Below are 16,425 nucleotides of genomic sequence, written 5' to 3' on the forward strand. Positions count from 1 at the left end.
CTCATGTAATTGAAATCACTTTTTCGCACACACTATTTGAGTAAAGGTGGTGTGCCCATGTTAGAGATGTACAGTCTGATTGGATTCAGGGCGGTTACCCTGTATTTGCTGATTCTGGTTATATTCCGTGTCATGGGTAAAAGGGAGATTGGAGAACTGAGTCTTCTTGACCTGATTGTCTTTATGATGATTGCCGAAATGGCTGCTTTTGCAATTGAAGACACGGAGCTGAGCCTGATGCAAGCTGTATTTCCAATGATCTTATTGATGCTTTTGCAAATTCTTTTATCCTGGTTCTCACTGAAATCGAAGAAGTTCAGGGACCTGATGGATGGAAGGCCGTCTATTCTTATTCATAATGGAGAAATTGTAGTGAATGAAATGAGAAAAAACCGGTACAACATGGATGATCTGATGCAGCAATTGAGAGAGAAAGAGGTATTTGATCTTCAGGAAGTTTCATTTGCAATCCTCGAACCATCAGGCACTTTATCCGTACTGAGAAAAGAGCGCAGTGCCGGACAACTTTCTCTCCCTCTGATTATGGACGGAAGAATTCAGAGCAGGCACCTTGCTTTAATAGGAAAAGATGAGAATTGGCTGAGAAGTGAAATGAAAAAGCAGGGCTATGATCACTTAAAGACAATCTTTTTCTGTACGTATGAAGACGGTGAATGGTATATCAGTTCCTCCTGAGCGTGTGAATGAACGACCAGTCTCCACGCTGTATTAATTGAACCCTGGAAGCCAGGAACATATAAATGATGATGATGACCAGAATTCTGACCGGGGCATCCATCGTTGCAATACCGCTATGTATCAGCCAGCAGCATGCTGTAACCAGGCATATTGCTCCGTATTGACCGACGGGAAGCGGCATATGACACAATTTCCTGACCGTATGAAAGTGCATAAAAGTAACTGCAGCTGTGCCTATCACAAGTCCGATTGCTGCACCTGTAATACTCTCCAGATAAATCATCAGACCTGCCATTGCTGCCAGTTTAATAACAGAACCGGTGATACTGTTCATCATTGCTTTGCCTGCAGCTTCAAAAGCCTGTAATACTGCATGAAGAGGGCCCTGATAATAATAAAAGATGAAAAACAGTGACATCAGTTTGAGTAACTCAATTCCTTTATCTGATCCGTATAACAAAACTAATATTGTTTTTCCTTCAAGAAATAACAGCAGGCAGCACAGGGTGCCAGTAACAGCTGAAAGCCGAAGTGCCTGATTGATTCTGTATAGTACGGTACTCTCCTGAGACAGCGCCCTGGCTTCACTGATTGAAGGCACCAGTGCCATACTGAGAGACACTGTAATAAAAGACGGTAACAGCAGCACAGGGAGAATAAAGCCTGTCAATAAACCGTAATCTGCAGTAACAGCAGTCGCAGCCATCCCGGTGAAAACAAGACATTTCATAACGATAACGGGTTCTAAAAACCATGCAACAGAACCTGCAAATCTGCTTCCGGCGCTCGGCAGTGCAATATTGAGAAGTTTGCCTGCAGTATAACGAAATGACTGGTCAGCTTTTTCTGCAGTTTTTTGATTTCTTCTTTTAAACATGATCAGTAAAAATAGCAGTGAGCATAATTCCCCCGCAACAGCTGCAAGCATCGCGCCGCCTGCTGCATACGCTGCTCCTTTAGAGCTCAAAAACCCGACAGCTGCCATCAGCAGCACAATTCTGACCGCCTGTTCTAGAACCGAACCGACAGCAGTAACACCCATCTGCTGTCTCCCCATAAAATATCCGCGGACAACTGCTGAAAAAGCCGCGATTGGTATGACAGGAAGCACAGCGATAAATGGGATAAGTGTTCGCTCATCATTTAAAAGAGAAGTCGAAATAAAAGGTGCTGTAAAAAACAGGATAGGCGTAAGGATCATCGCTAAAGTACCAGTGATCCAGAGTGATACAGATAAAATGTTACGGATCTCACGTTCATTCCGGCTGGCTGTAGCTTCAGAGACATATTTTGAAATCGCGATCGGGAGTCCAATCTGTGTCACCGTAATAGCCAGCACCAGTGCAGGAAAAGTCATCATGTATAGTCCTACGCCTTCTTCCCCAGCCAGGTCTGCAAGTATAATCCTATGTACAAAGCCTAGAATTTTTGTCACTAACGCAGCAGCCATCAGCAGTAAAGTACCTTTAATCAGCTTAGACACTTGATCCTCCATCTTCTCAAACACACTTATTTTAGATACAATCAATCATATGCATGAACAAAGTATCGCTATGCCATTAAATTCGAAAGGAGTAAAAGAATGAACCAGCATACCAGTTATGAAGAAGCTTTTCCTGTGATCGGTCCTGCGCTGATCAGCAAAGCACAGGAACTCAGGCTCTATGGATACGATACCGCCACACCTGAAAACATCTGGCGTTACCTGACACAGAAAAAATGGAAAAGAGAAACAGAAAGCTTCAGGCTTCACAAAGTTGTCCAGGAAATCCTTCAGGTCAAAGCAGGAGACTATATGAACTTTATGACCAATGAAGAGTATAAGCAGACAGCAGGCAGAACAGGTTTGGAAGATGAAGAATTAAATCTGCTGCTCCATGGAAACCCGAATGATGAACATTAACTGACAATATCAGAGGGTGCGTTGACACCAATAGGGAAGTAATACATAATAAGTCTGTTGCTGAAATTTCAGTACAATTACAGACCTGTTACAACACACGGGAAGTTCATATATAGTTTCTGCCATCTTGAAACTATATATATGAGGAGGATTTTTACATAATGATTAAACGCAGCAGGATTGTCGCATTTTTTCTATTAGTCATACTAATAGGCGGCACGATTGGACTGACATCCAATTCGATTTTAAATAACATCAAACTTGGTCTGGACCTTCAGGGTGGATTTGAAGTGCTATACGAAGTAAAACCGGCTGAAGAAGGTCAGAAGATCACACCGGATGTTGTCTCGGATACAGCTGAAGCACTTGACCGCCGTGTGAACGTACTCGGTGTAAGTGAGCCTGTCATTCAGGTTGAAGACGGGAACAGAATCCGTGTTCAGCTTGCAGGGGTTGAAGATCAGAATCAGGCAAGAGAGATTCTTTCAACTGAAGCCAATCTGACATTCCGTGATGTCAACGATGAGATAAAAATGACAGGGGCAGACCTGGTAGAGGGTGGCGCTACACAAACGTTTGACCCTGATACCAATGCGCCAATTGTTCAGGTTCAACTGAAGGACGCAGATCAGTTCGGACAGATTACTGAGGAAATTCTTGCGATGGCTCCACAGAATCAGCTGGTGATCTGGCTGGATTATGAAGAAGGAGATTCATACGCAGAGGAAGTAACAAAAGAAGATCCGAAATTTATTTCAGCGCCGAATGTGAGTCAGGTGCTGAATACAGATACAGTAACCATTACAGGTAACTTCACACTTGAAGAAGCCAACAACCTTGCTGACCTGCTAAGTGCCGGTTCACTGCCGGTTGAACTTGAAGAGGTTTACTCAACTTCAGTAGGTGCGTCATTTGGTCTGATGGCAATGGAACAGACAATTTTAGCAGGGATTGTCGGTGTTGCGCTGATCTTCCTGTTTATGATTGCATACTACCGCTTCCCTGGATTCATCGGAGTAGTCACACTTTCAGTATATATTTATTTGATTCTGCTGATTTTTGACTGGCTGAATGGGGTGCTGACACTCCCTGGTATTGCAGCACTTATCCTGGGTGTTGGTATGGCGATTGATGCTAATATCATCACATATGAGCGGATGAAAGAAGAATTAAGAGTCGGCAGGTCGGTTCGTGAAGCCTGGAAAAAAGGAAGCAGTTCATCACTGCTGACGATTGTGGATGCGAACGTGACGACTATGCTTGCAGGAATTGTACTATTTACTTTTGGTACTAGTTCTGTAAAAGGCTTTGCGACGATGCTCTTAATCAGTATTGTGACAAGTTTCATTACAGCAGTATTTGGTACAAGACTCTTTATGAGCCTGTGGGTGAGAAGTAAATTCCTTGATCAGCGTAAAGGCTGGTTTGGTGTAAAAAAATCCGAAATCCTTGAATATAATGAAGAGGAAGAGCCTGATTCTCTTGATCTTCCAACAAAGTTTGACCGCTTTGACTTTGTGAAAATCCGGAAGAAATTCTTTATCCTTTCGGCCGTTCTACTTGTTGCCGGACTTGCTGTATTGCTCGCATTCAGGTTGAATCTTGGTATTGAGTTTACAGAAGGTTCACGTATGGAAGTATTGTCAGAAACACCTCTGACAAATGAATCTTTTGCAGAGGATATCGAAGCTGCAGGATATGAAGCTTCCAATGTCGTGATTTCAGGTAACAATCAGGAGATAGGAGTAGCAAGATTTTCTGAAGAACTCAGCCAGGAAGAAATTGCTGATCTGAGAAATTACTTTACTGAGGAATATGGATCTGATCCTAATATTTCTACAGTTAACCCTGTGATTGGTGAAGAGCTGGCTCAAAATGCTATGAAGGCTGTAGCAATCGCATCACTTGGTATTATTCTGTACGTAACACTCCGTTTTGAGTGGCAGATGGCAGCTGCTTCAATCGTAGCGCTGGTCCATGATGCATTCTTTATTATTGCGATCTTCAGTCTCACAAGACTTGAAGTGGATATTACTTTCATCGCAGCCGTGTTGACTGTTATCGGTTACTCGATCAACGATACCATCGTTACCTTTGACCGGATAAGGGAAAACATGCGTAAGATGAAGCGTATTGAGAAAAAAGAGGAGCTTGCGCTGATTGTCAATAAGTCACTCAGACAAACGCTCGGCCGTTCAGTGAACACGGTTCTGACCGTAGTATTTGTAGTAGTGGCGCTGATTGTATTCGGTGCAACTTCTATCCTGAACTTCTCAATTGCCTTGCTGGTCGGTCTGATCGCGGGTACGTACTCATCAGTATTCATCGCAGCACAACTGTGGTATGTGCTGAAAAAACGCCAGCTGAAAAAGAAAGGCGTACTGATTACGTATAAAGAGAAAAAAGAATGGACTGACGAACCAGTCGTATAATGTGAGAACCGGGACAGTTAATTCTGTCCCGGTTTTTTATATAGCTGGAGGTGCAACCGTAGGAGTAAACCCTCCTTAAAAAGGGTAAAGCCATTAAAAAAGGAGGTCACACAGGTGAAATTTCAATGGACTTTAATTTTAGGAATTGTTTTTGCACTTATTGTTGCGATTTTTGCTGTGATCAACGTTGATCCTGTAACAGTGAATTTCGGATTCTCAGAAGCACAGCTGCCACTGATTCTTGTCATCCTAGGCTCAGTATTAATGGGTGGTATCATTATGGGGTCTGTCGGTTTGTTCAGGTTATTTATCGCCCAAAGAAAAGTAAAGCATCTTGAAGCGGAAAATAAGCAGTTAAATGAGCAGCTGACTGAAGCTCAGAAAGCCAATGCTGGTGAACTTCCAAGCAGGCAGGAATACCGTAAAACTGCACCTGATTCAGCAGGTGATTCTGCAGCTGAATAATTCATTGTCACCTTTTTGGTTCATTGAATCATGACACATGCTCATGTATAATGAAGACATCTGAAGAGGTGAAACTATGTTAACGTCTAAAACAAGATGGAATGTTAGGGAAAGCAGCGCGGCTGAAAATGAAAAGCTTGCAGCTGAACTTAACATTCCGCTTTTTATTGCAAAATTACTCGTACAAAGAGGTATGACCAGTGCTGAAGAAGCAGCTGATTTTTTACATACTGGTAAAAAGGAATTCCACGATCCATTTCTTTTCAACGATATGAAAAAAGCTGTCGAGCGGATTAATCGTGCAGTAAATAACCGTGAATCTATTCTGATTTACGGTGATTATGATGCTGACGGAGTTACAAGTACATCAGTGATGCTGAGTGCACTTCAGGCAATGGGTGCAGAACCTGATTTTTATATACCGAACCGTTTTACTGAAGGCTATGGCCCGAATAAAGAAGCTTTCCAAAAAGCTGCTGAGAAAGGGTACAGTCTGATCATCACAGTCGATAATGGTATTTCAGGTGTCAGTGAAGCTGGATTACTCAAGGACCTTGGAATAGATCTGATAATAACTGACCACCATGAAGCCGGGCCGGAACTTCCCGATGCATACGCCATTATTCACCCTAACCTGAAGGACGGAACTTATCCTTTCAGAGAACTTGCTGGTGTAGGGGTGGCATTCAAACTTGCGCATGCTCTTTTAAAGGACGTTCCTGAAGAACTGCTGGACCTTGTAGCAATCGGGACGATCGCCGACCTGGTGCCATTGACTGGTGAAAACCGTCTGCTCGTTCAAAAAGGACTGAAACAGCTGCGTGCAACTGAACGTAAAGGACTTCACGCGCTGCTTAAAAAGTCAGGCGCTACACTCAGTGAAGCGGATGAAGAGACTGTGGGCTTTGCAATTGGTCCCCGCATAAATGCAGTAGGTAGACTTTCTGATGCTGCTCCGGCGGTTGACCTGCTTATGACAGATGACTCGCAGGCGGCTGAAGGTCTTGCTATTGAAATCGATGCGATGAATAAAGAGCGTCAGGCAATTGTTGCAGATATTGCAAAAGAAGCAATGGAAATTGCAGAATCGCAATATAAAGATGACCGTGTGCTGATCATCTCAAAGACCGGCTGGAATCCGGGTGTCGTCGGTATTGTGGCGTCAAAGCTTGTTGAAAAGTTCTACAGACCGGTCATTATTCTGTGTGAAGATCCGGAAAAAGGCACTGCAAAAGGATCTGCGAGAAGTATTGAAGGGTTTAATATGTTCAAAGAACTATCAGAAAACCGTGCGATACTTCCACATTTTGGCGGGCACCCAATGGCCGCAGGTATGACGCTTCAAATTGATGACATTGATGAATTAAGAGCGAACCTGAATCAGCAGGCTGAACAGATGAAAGATGAAGACTTTATTCCGGTGACGGGAATTGATGTGAAGGCGTCAATCGAAGAGATTGATCTGGATGCCATTATGCAGCTTCAAATGCTTGCGCCGTTTGGTATGAAAAATCCTAAACCTAAAGTGCTGATTGAGCAGACAGATATTGCGTCGATCAGAAAAATCGGTGCAGGACAAAATCACCTGAAGCTGTCAGTGAAACATGGGGACCAGACGCTTGATGCGATTGCGTTTGGAATGGGTGAAATAGCAGATCAGATTTCACCGATCGCCAAGCTTGATTTAATCGGGGAGCTTTCGATCAATGAATGGAATAATATGAAAAAGCCGCAGCTGTTTGTGCGGGATATCAGAGTTAATGAATGGCAGCTGTTTGATATTCGAGGTATTGCGCAGCCGACAAGATGGGCGCCTACCATCCCGTCAGATTCGATTGTGATCGCTTATCAGGAGAAAGCGTTTGAACGGTTTAATCAGGTACTGAGTGGACATGATGTAAAACTGATCAACACAATAGAGGAAGCAAATGAGTTAAATACTGATGGGAGATCTGTTGTGCTGCTGGACCTTCCTGAGGATGCAAATCTGCTTGAAGCGCTACTGCAGGATTCAGCACCATCAAGAATTTACGCTCATTTTTATATCGAAGATCCTCAATTTTTCAGTTCAACCCCCAAGCGGGAGGATTTTGCATGGTTCTTTGCTTTTTTGAAAAAAAGAAAAACATTTCACATGGCACAGCATGGACAGGCACTTGCCTCTCATAAAGGTTGGTCATTAGACACAATTAATTTTATGACAAAGGTGTTTTTTGAGCTTGATTTTGTTACAATAAACGATGGATTCATTTCGCTTAACGAGCAATTACAGAAACGTGACCTGTCAGAGTCCCCTGCTTATGAAGCGAAAAAGCGTCTTGCTGAGCTTGAGCAGGAATTATTATATTCATCATTTCATGAATTGAAAAAATGGTTTGAACAGCGTTCCGGTTGGGCGCAACCTGAGGAGGAAAAGGTATGGATTTAAAGCAATACGTGACAATTGTAGAAGACTGGCCGAAAGAAGGCGTGCGGTTCAAGGATATCACGACATTAATGGATAACGGTGAAGCTTACAGCTACGCTACAGATCAGATTGTAGAATACGCTAAGGAAAAGCACATTGACCTGGTCGTGGGACCTGAGGCGCGCGGATTTATTATCGGCTGTCCGGTTGCTTATGCACTGAAAGTAGGATTCGCTCCAGTAAGAAAAGAAGGAAAGCTTCCGCGTGAAACGGTTAAAGTTGATTATGGATTAGAATATGGTAAAGATGTTCTGACGATTCATAAAGATGCAATTAAGCCGGGACAGCGCGTACTGATTACTGATGACCTGCTTGCTACAGGCGGTACAATTGAAGCGACAATCAAGCTTGTAGAAGAGCTTGGCGGCGTTGTAGCAGGATGTGCATTCCTGATCGAACTTTCATATTTAGACGGCCGTGAGAAGCTGAACGGATATGACATGCTGCGCCTGATGGAATTTTAATGTATAATTGCTTAAAGAGTCCTTGATACAGGGCTCTTTTTCATATATTTCTTTCTGATTGGATGAATTATCGCTAATGGCTTTACATAAATTGATTTTTTATTAATAATAGAAACAATACTCAAAACTACTAAACATGATAAAGGTGATAAATCGTATGGCAAATGATCGGGTGCTTACCGTTGAAGAAGTGTTCGGGATTACCGCAAGTTATATGAATAAAAGTCAGGTGGAGTTTGTGAAGAAAGCTTACCAGCTGGCTGAAGAAGCTCATAAAGAACAGTTCCGAAAATCAGGTGAGCCTTATATCATCCACCCTGTCCAGGTTGCAGGCATTCTGGCTGAACTTCAAATGGACCCGTCAACCGTTGCAGCAGGGTTTCTTCATGATGTAATTGAAGATACAATTTTTACTTATGAAGATTTGACAGAAAAGTTCAATGAAGAAGTTGCCATGCTGGTGGACGGCGTCACGAAGCTCGGTAAAATTAAATATAAATCCAAGGAAGAGCAGCAGGCTGAAAACCATCGTAAAATGTTTATCGCGATGGCGCAGGATATCAGAGTAATCCTGATCAAGCTTGCTGACCGCCTTCATAATATGAGAACGCTGAAGCATATGCCGGTAGAAAAACAAATCCGGATTTCAAATGAAACGCTGGAGATTTTCGCTCCACTCGCACACAGACTCGGTATCTCCACTATTAAGTGGGAGCTTGAAGATACATCACTCAGGTACCTGAATCCGCAGCAATACTACCGGATCGTTAATCTGATGAAAAAAAAGCGTAATGAACGTGAAGAGTATGTCGATGAGGTTATTACTGAAATACAGCAGCAGGTAAAAGATGTTGGGATCGATGTAGATATTGTCGGCAGACCAAAGCATATCTATTCAATTTATAAAAAAATGGCTGTTCAGAATAAACAGTTCAATGAGATCTATGACTTGCTTGCTGTGCGCGTTATCGTGGACAGTATTAAAGATTGCTATGCAGTGCTAGGCATTATTCATACGTGCTGGAAACCGATGCCCGGCAGATTCAAAGACTATATTGCCATGCCAAAACCGAATATGTACCAGTCTCTCCACACAACTGTTATCGGGCCAAAAGGGGATCCGCTTGAAGTCCAGATCAGAACTGCTGACATGCATCGTATTGCTGAATACGGTGTGGCGGCACACTGGGCATACAAAGAAGGTACAGTCATTAACGAAGACAGCAAACAGACAATTGAAAAAAAGCTGACATGGTTCAGGGAAATTCTTGAGTTCCAGCAGGATTCTTCAGATGCTGAAGAATTCATGGATGCACTTAAGTTTGATCTGTTTTCTGATATGGTCTATGTTTTTACGCCTAAAGGTGATGTGATGGAGCTGCCTGCAGGTTCAGTGCCGATTGATTTTGCTTATCGCGTTCACTCTGAGATCGGGAACAAAACGATCGGTGCAAAGGTGAACGGAAAAATGGTACCGCTCGACTCACCGCTTAAAACAGGTGATATTATAGAAATTATGACATCTAAGCACTCTTATGGTCCAAGTCAGGACTGGCTGAAGCTTGCTCAGACATCTCAGGCGAAAAATAAGATTAAAGCATTTTTCAAAAAGCAGAGACGGGATGAAAATGTTGATAAGGGCAGGGAGTCTGTAGACAGAGAGATCCGTGCGCTTGATTTTTCTCCGAAAGAGGTTCTGACTGAAGAAAACATGAAGCGTGTGTATGAAAAGTATAACTTCTCAAGTGAGGATGATTTATACGCAGCAGTCGGTTACGGCGGCATCACAGGTGCACAGATCGCAAACCGTCTGACAGACAGACTGAGAAAGCTTCGTGATGAAGAAGATACGCTTGAAAAAGCAATGGCTGACATTAAACCGCCTTCTGTTAAAAAGAAAAAGGATGCAGGTGTCACTGTCAAAGGCATTGATAATTTATTAGTCAGATTATCTAAATGCTGCAGTCCTGTACCGGGTGATGAGATTATCGGTTTTATTACAAGAGGACGCGGTGTATCTGTTCACAGAAGCGATTGCCCTAATATACAGGGTGATTCTGAAGCCAGACTCATACCGGTTGAGTGGGAAGGCACAACTGAAAACAAGAAAGAGTATAACGTTGATATAGAAATTTCCGGTTATGACAGAAGAGGTCTGCTGAATGAAGTGCTGCAGGCAGTAAATGAGACAAAAACAAATATCTCAGCTGTCAGCGGTAAAAGCGACCGCAATAAAATGGCAACGATCAATATGTCTATTATGATTCAGAATGTGACTCACCTGCAAAGAGTTGTTGACCGGATAAAACAGATTCCTGACATTTATGCTGTGCAGAGAATTGTAAATTAGCCAGGGGGGGTCATTACTTTGAAAGTAGTTGTTCAGCGAAGCAAAGAAGCAAGAGTAACGGTAGAAGGTCAAGTTGAAGGAGAAATCAGCAGCGGGCTGGTGCTTTTAGTCGGCATCAGTCAGAACGATCATGAATCTGACTGCGAGTATGTTGCTGAGAAAATTGCCAATCTGCGTATTTTTGAAGATAGCGACGGAAAAATGAATCATTCTGTTCTCGATCAGGGAGGAGAAATTTTATCTATCTCCCAATTTACGCTTTATGGCGATACGAAAAAAGGCAGAAGACCAAACTTTATGAACGCAGCAAAACCTGACCACGCAAAGCCGCTGTATGAAAAGTTCAACGACTTATTAAAAGATAAAGGCCTCAGGGTGGAAACGGGCGTATTCGGCGCGATGATGGACGTCTCGCTTGTCAATGACGGTCCGGTCACACTGATCGTCGAAAGCTGAAAAAATCCGGGACATCACAATCAGATGTCCCGGATTTTTTAATTCCCGCCAGAAAAATAGTCAGTCAGTCCGTTATAGATACCGGTTGCTGCGATCTCTCTAAAACGCTCATTATTGACTGATGCTTCTTCTGATGGGTTGCTGATAAATCCTAATTCAATCAGTACAGAAGGAGCAGAATTATCTCTTAACACAAGGAAGTTTCCGTGATGTATTCCGCGGTTTTTAATCGTCATACTGTCACTAAGGCCGCTGTGAACAGAATCGGCGAGTGCCTCATCCGGTCCTCCGTAAAAATAAGTAGTAAATCCTTTCACGCTCCGGTCATTAATAGCATCATAATGCAGTGAGATAAATGCGTCGGCTCTGTGGTCTCTTGATAAAGCAACGCGGCTGTGAAGGTCTACATGACGGTCATCTTCGCGGGTCATAATGACGTTCGCTCCGGTACTTGAGAGCATATGATACAGTGCTTCGGCAGTTCTGATCGTAAGAGATTTCTCGAGTGTTCCTGCTGCGCCGATCGCACCGCCGTCACGTCCGCCATGCCCGGCATCGATTACAATTGTAGCATCTGAAATCGATTCAACTGGCTCATCATTTAACTCTTCTTCGGGCTCTGTTTTGCCTTCTGCTGACACAATCCAGTTAGCAATATAACCACGTTCACCACCGGGTATCAGGACTTCATACCAGTCTCCTGATTCGCCTGTAACCTCAAGTGATTCACCCGCGCCGGCCTTGTAGAGAACAGCTGCATCGGTAGAAGGTTCCAGTCTGATATTTGAACCGTTGTAGATAATGGTAACTTGTCCATCCGGATCACCGGTCCCTTCACTACCCGGGTGAATCCCGCGTTCAGTAAACCATTCTGCAATCCATCCGGTCTGACCATCCTCGAGTTCAATCATCAGCCAGCCCTCAGATTGTTCTTCGACAGTAAAAGATTCATATAAATTGACAGAACCGATGACCTCACCATTTCTGTCAGGTTCAGCACGCACCTGTAAGCCATTTACTGTAATATGTATATCGTCAGTCTGAGTTTCAGAAGGAGCAACTGTGGAAAAAGCATTATACTCCACATAGTCTGAGCTGACCCATCCGGTTAAAGTACCGGTCGTGATGTTCAGCCATCCGTATTTTTCATCACTGATCGTCACCTGATCTCCTGTATTCAATGTGCCAATCACATTACCTTCAGAAGAAAAATCATCCCGTACATTCAACCTGTCTACTAAAATCGTACCATTGTTGTTATAATCAGACGCTCTTTCGGCAGAGCTTTGTGCTTCAGAGGTGTCTGTTGAAAGTTCAGCTCCAACTAAAAGCCAGTCCGCAATCCAGCCTGATCCTTCTTCAAGAGACACTTCAACCCATCCGCTGACGCGCTGAAGTTCTGTAAACCTGTCACCCTCATCCGCTGAAGTAACAGCAGGATAAGACAGCCCGGGACCTTCCCGGATCAGCGTATTATCATAAGCAGATTCAACAGTTCCTTCTGCATGCACCTGCGTTTCAGGCAGCAGAGCAGTTATTAAAAAAATTGACATTATCACCGGCAGCAGCTTCAATCAAATCACCCCAACTTATTCTTACTAACATCATATAGTAAAAACCATTCCACCGTCATTAGTAATTTTGAATTGCATGTTATGTCAAAGCCGCTGATGTTCATGGTACACCTATTAATTGGAGCGGAAAAGAACAGTACCCAATAACAGATATCAATTCATTTTTACCGTCCTCTTGACAAGACTGGTTCTGGTGATTATGATTGATTACATTATATGAACGAATACCGATGATAGAGAACAGTAAACAGGATCACGAATGCATAGAGAGAGTCTGCCCGAGGCTGAAAGCAGACTTACAGATCGCCCTGTTGAATGAACACTCTGTAGGTTTTTTCCTGAAACACCAGTAGGGAAAAACGTCAGCATGCGTTAACTGCTTAAAGTGGAAGCTTAAAGCTTCAATTAGGGTGGCACCGCGGAAAATCCCGTCCCTTGTTTTCGAACAAGGGACGGGATTTTTTTGCTGTCTAATTTTAGCAGCTGCGTCGGATTCGAGTTGAGTTGAAGGAGGAGCAATTGTGACAATTAATATACCAAGAGGCACACAGGATATTTTACCGGGTGTATCAGAACACTGGCAGTTTATCGAGCAGGCAGCTGCTGAATTATGCCGGCAATATCAGTACAAGGAAATCCGGACACCTGTTTTTGAACATACTGAACTGTTTGAAAGAGGCGTGGGGGATACAACGGATATTGTGCAAAAAGAGATGTATACATTTAAAGACCGGGGTGACAGAAATCTGACACTTCGTCCTGAAGGAACAGCAAGCGTTGTGCGGTCATATGTTCAGCACAAAATGCACGGTCATGCTGTCCAGCCGGTAAAACTTTTTTACACAGGGCCAATGTTCCGCTATGAAAGACCACAGGCAGGGAGATTTCGCCAGTTCGTTCAGTTTGGCGTAGAAGCAATCGGCAGTGACGATCCTGCGATTGATGCAGAAGTCATTTCGCTCGCGATGGAACTTTACAGCCGTCTTGGATTAAAGAAAATCAAGCTGGTACTGAACAGCCTGGGTGACACTGAGAGCAGGATCGCACACAAAAATGCCTTAATCGAACACTTCAGTCCTAGAATTGATGAGTTCTGTTCTGATTGTCAGGTGCGTCTGGATAAGAACCCGCTCAGGATTCTTGACTGTAAGAAAGACAGAGGACACGAACTGATTGAAAGTGCGCCTTCACTGAAAGATTATCTGAATGAAGAATCTAAGGATTATTTCGAAAAAGTGAAGCGTTATCTGGATGTAATGGGTATCAGCTATGAGCTTGATCCTAATCTGGTTCGCGGCCTTGATTATTATAATCACACCGCTTTTGAAATCATGAGTGATGCTGAAGGCTTTGGTGCGATTACCACGCTTTGCGGAGGCGGCCGCTATAACGGGCTGACTGAAGAAATCGGCGGACCGGCATCTCCTGGAATCGGCTTTGCACTCAGCATTGAAAGACTGATGGCGGCGCTTGAAGCTGAAAGTGTGTCTTTGCCGGTTAATGAGAAAGTTGACTGTTATTTTGTTGCAATGGGAGAAGCGGCTAAAGAAAAAGCTGTCTCACTGACATATGAAGCACGACGAAAGGGTCTGAGTGCTGAACTTGATTATCTGAACCGCAAAATGAAGGGGCAGTTTAAAGCTGCTGACCGGATCCATGCTGCTAATGTGGTGATTATTGGTGAAGATGAGCTGAATGCAGGTAAAGCATCAGTGAAAAACATGGATAGCGGTTCACAGGAAGAAGTACCATTTGAAAATATTATTAAATATATAGAGAAAGCTTAGGGAGGAATTCACATGTTTGGACGTTCATTTTACTGCGGTGAAGTACCGGAAGCCGCAATCGGAGAGAAAATTACTTTAAAAGGCTGGGTTCAGAAAAGACGTGACCTTGGAGGATTGATCTTTGTTGATCTGCGTGATCGCTCAGGCATCGTACAGGTTGTCTTCAGTCCTGAAACATCAAAAGAGGCGCTTGAAACTGCAGAAGCGATTCGCAGTGAATATGTATTAAGCATCGAAGGCACAGTACAGGCAAGAGGGGAAGGAACTGTTAACCCGAATCTTGCGACAGGATCAATTGAAGTACAGGCTGAAGCAGTGACTGTACTGAGCAGTGCTAAAACACCGCCATTTGCAATTGAAGATAAAGCGGAGACAGCAGAAGAGATCCGCCTGAAGCACCGTTATCTTGACCTGCGCCGTCCTGTAATGGTAAATACATTCAAAATGCGTCACAGCATTACCAAGTCTGTCCGCCGTTTCCTTGATGACGAACAGTTCATTGAAGTTGAAACACCAATGCTGACAAAGAGTACGCCAGAAGGTGCACGTGACTATCTTGTACCAAGCCGGGTACATGAAGGTGAATTTTACGCCCTTCCGCAGTCACCTCAGCTTTTCAAACAGCTGTTAATGGTTGGCGGATTTGACCGCTATTATCAGATTGCGCGCTGCTTCCGCGATGAGGATCTTCGTGCTGACAGACAGCCTGAGTTTACTCAGATTGATATTGAGACAAGCTTTATGAGTCAGGAAGAGATCATGACGATGAACGAGCAGATGCTTTATCAAATGATGAAGGATGTAAAGGGACTTGAAATTCAGCTGCCTATCCCTCGTATGACGTACACTGATGCGATGGAACGCTTTGGTTCAGATAAGCCTGATACACGCTTTGGCATGGAGCTGACTGATGTATCTGCTATCGTTGAGAACTCTGGATTTAAAGTGTTCAGCGGTGCTGTAGCAGGTGGCGGTCAGGTGAAGCTGATTAATGCCAAGCAGGCGGCAGATCAATACTCACGTAAAGATATTGACGCACTTGGAGAATTTGCCGGACGTTACGGAGCAAAAGGACTTGCGTGGCTGAAGGTGACTGAAGAAGGCTTCGCAGGCCCAATTGCGAAATTCTTCAATGAAGACGAACAGGCTCAATTAACTGAAGCCGCAGGTGCTGAAGCGGGAGATCTGCTGCTGTTTGTAGCTGATAAAAAATCAGTTGTTGCTGATGCGCTGGGCGCGCTTCGATCTAAGCTTGGTAAAGATCTTGACCTGATTGATGAATCAGCATTTAACTTCCTGTGGGTAACTGACTGGCCACTGCTTGAATACGATGAAGAAGAAGGCCGCTATTTTGCAGCACACCATCCATTTACAATGCCTGTGAGAGAAGATCTGTCTTTACTTGAAACAGACCCGGGTGCTGTCAGAGCGCAGGCTTATGATATCGTGCTGAATGGTTATGAGCTTGGCGGCGGATCCCTCCGTATTTTCGAGCGTGAGATTCAGGAGAAAATGTTCGAAGTGCTAGGCTTTTCAAAAGAAGAGGCCATTGATCAGTTTGGCTTCCTGCTTGAAGCATTTGAATACGGCACGCCTCCACACGGCGGAATTGCAATTGGATTGGACCGTCTTGTCATGCTGCTTGCAGGCAGCACGAACCTTCGTGACACGATTGCATTCCCTAAAACAGCGAGTGCAAGCTGCGTGCTGACCGATGCACCTGGAGAAGTAAGTGAAGCACAATTGAACGAATTAAAGCTATCACTGAATCTTCAGAAAAATCTATAATTTTTCATCTAAATAATTGTTTTTTGATTTTCTGTATGCT

The 16,425-nt window shown here is 43.7% G+C and carries 12 protein-coding genes and 1 other annotated feature; of the genes, 10 read left to right on the plus strand and 2 right to left on the minus strand.

Translation table 11 applies throughout. From position 1 onward, the window contains the following. Positions 1–57: 57 nt before the first annotated feature. Positions 58–696, plus strand: coding sequence for a DUF421 domain-containing protein (locus KP77_RS01870; RefSeq protein ID WP_041121030.1), 639 nt, complete (start codon positions 58–60; stop codon positions 694–696). Here the strand turns inward: KP77_RS01870 and spoVB are convergent. Continuing rightward, complete coding sequence (gene spoVB / locus KP77_RS01875; RefSeq protein ID WP_041121031.1) at positions 683–2,182, minus strand: stage V sporulation protein B; 1,500 nt, start codon at positions 2,180–2,182, stop codon at positions 683–685. The two genes, KP77_RS01870 and spoVB, sit on opposite strands and share 14 nt — an antisense overlap. Positions 2,183–2,281: 99 nt before the next feature. Between spoVB and KP77_RS01880 the strand changes: the two genes are divergently transcribed. From KP77_RS01880 to dtd, 7 genes are all read left to right on the plus strand, one after another. Next, positions 2,282–2,602 carry a post-transcriptional regulator gene (locus KP77_RS01880; protein WP_041121032.1) on the plus strand — a complete coding sequence of 107 codons (321 nt, stop codon included), beginning with the start codon at positions 2,282–2,284 and terminating at the stop codon, positions 2,600–2,602. A 161-nt stretch (positions 2,603–2,763) separates the two neighbouring features. Continuing rightward, a complete protein-coding gene (gene secDF / locus KP77_RS01885) occupies positions 2,764–5,034 on the plus strand; it encodes a protein translocase subunit SecDF (RefSeq protein WP_041121033.1) in 2,271 nt (756 codons plus the stop codon). A gap of 114 nt (positions 5,035–5,148) precedes the next feature. Continuing rightward, positions 5,149–5,499, plus strand: coding sequence for a LapA family protein (locus KP77_RS01890; protein WP_084218551.1), 351 nt, complete (start codon positions 5,149–5,151; stop codon positions 5,497–5,499). A 76-nt stretch (positions 5,500–5,575) separates the two neighbouring features. Continuing rightward, entirely contained in the window at positions 5,576–7,927 is a 2,352-nt protein-coding gene (gene recJ, locus KP77_RS01895) for a single-stranded-DNA-specific exonuclease RecJ (RefSeq protein WP_041121034.1), read from the plus strand. Then, on the plus strand, positions 7,918–8,430 hold the full coding sequence (locus KP77_RS01900) for an adenine phosphoribosyltransferase (RefSeq protein ID WP_041121035.1): 513 nt from the start codon (positions 7,918–7,920) through the stop codon (positions 8,428–8,430). The genes recJ and KP77_RS01900 overlap by 10 nt, the downstream gene beginning before the upstream one ends. A 157-nt stretch (positions 8,431–8,587) precedes the next feature. Next, positions 8,588–10,780 carry a RelA/SpoT family protein gene (locus tag KP77_RS01905; RefSeq protein ID WP_041121036.1) on the plus strand — a complete coding sequence of 731 codons (2,193 nt, stop codon included), beginning with the start codon at positions 8,588–8,590 and terminating at the stop codon, positions 10,778–10,780. Between the two features lie 18 nt (positions 10,781–10,798). Further along, entirely contained in the window at positions 10,799–11,236 is a 438-nt protein-coding gene (gene dtd, locus KP77_RS01910; RefSeq protein WP_041121037.1) for a D-aminoacyl-tRNA deacylase, read from the plus strand. 38 nt (positions 11,237–11,274) lie between these two features. Here the strand turns inward: dtd and KP77_RS17450 are convergent, their stop codons facing one another. Further along, a complete protein-coding gene (locus tag KP77_RS17450; protein WP_052473907.1) occupies positions 11,275–12,810 on the minus strand; it encodes an N-acetylmuramoyl-L-alanine amidase in 1,536 nt (511 codons plus the stop codon). A 221-nt stretch (positions 12,811–13,031) separates the two neighbouring features. Beyond that, positions 13,032–13,249: a binding site (T-box leader), on the plus strand. A gap of 82 nt (positions 13,250–13,331) precedes the next feature. On the opposite strand from KP77_RS17450, the gene hisS reads away from it, so the two are divergent. Beyond that, on the plus strand, positions 13,332–14,597 hold the full coding sequence (gene hisS, locus KP77_RS01920; protein WP_041121038.1) for a histidine--tRNA ligase: 1,266 nt from the start codon (positions 13,332–13,334) through the stop codon (positions 14,595–14,597). 12 nt (positions 14,598–14,609) lie between these two features. Further along, positions 14,610–16,385 (plus strand): aspartate--tRNA ligase, encoded by a 1,776-nt coding sequence (gene aspS, locus KP77_RS01925; RefSeq protein WP_041121039.1) that lies wholly within the window; start codon positions 14,610–14,612, stop codon positions 16,383–16,385. Positions 16,386–16,425: the final 40 nt, after the last annotated feature.

This window comes from Jeotgalibacillus alimentarius (assembly GCF_000829445.1).
GTDB classification, from domain to species: Bacteria; Bacillota; Bacilli; order Bacillales; family Jeotgalibacillaceae; genus Jeotgalibacillus; species Jeotgalibacillus alimentarius.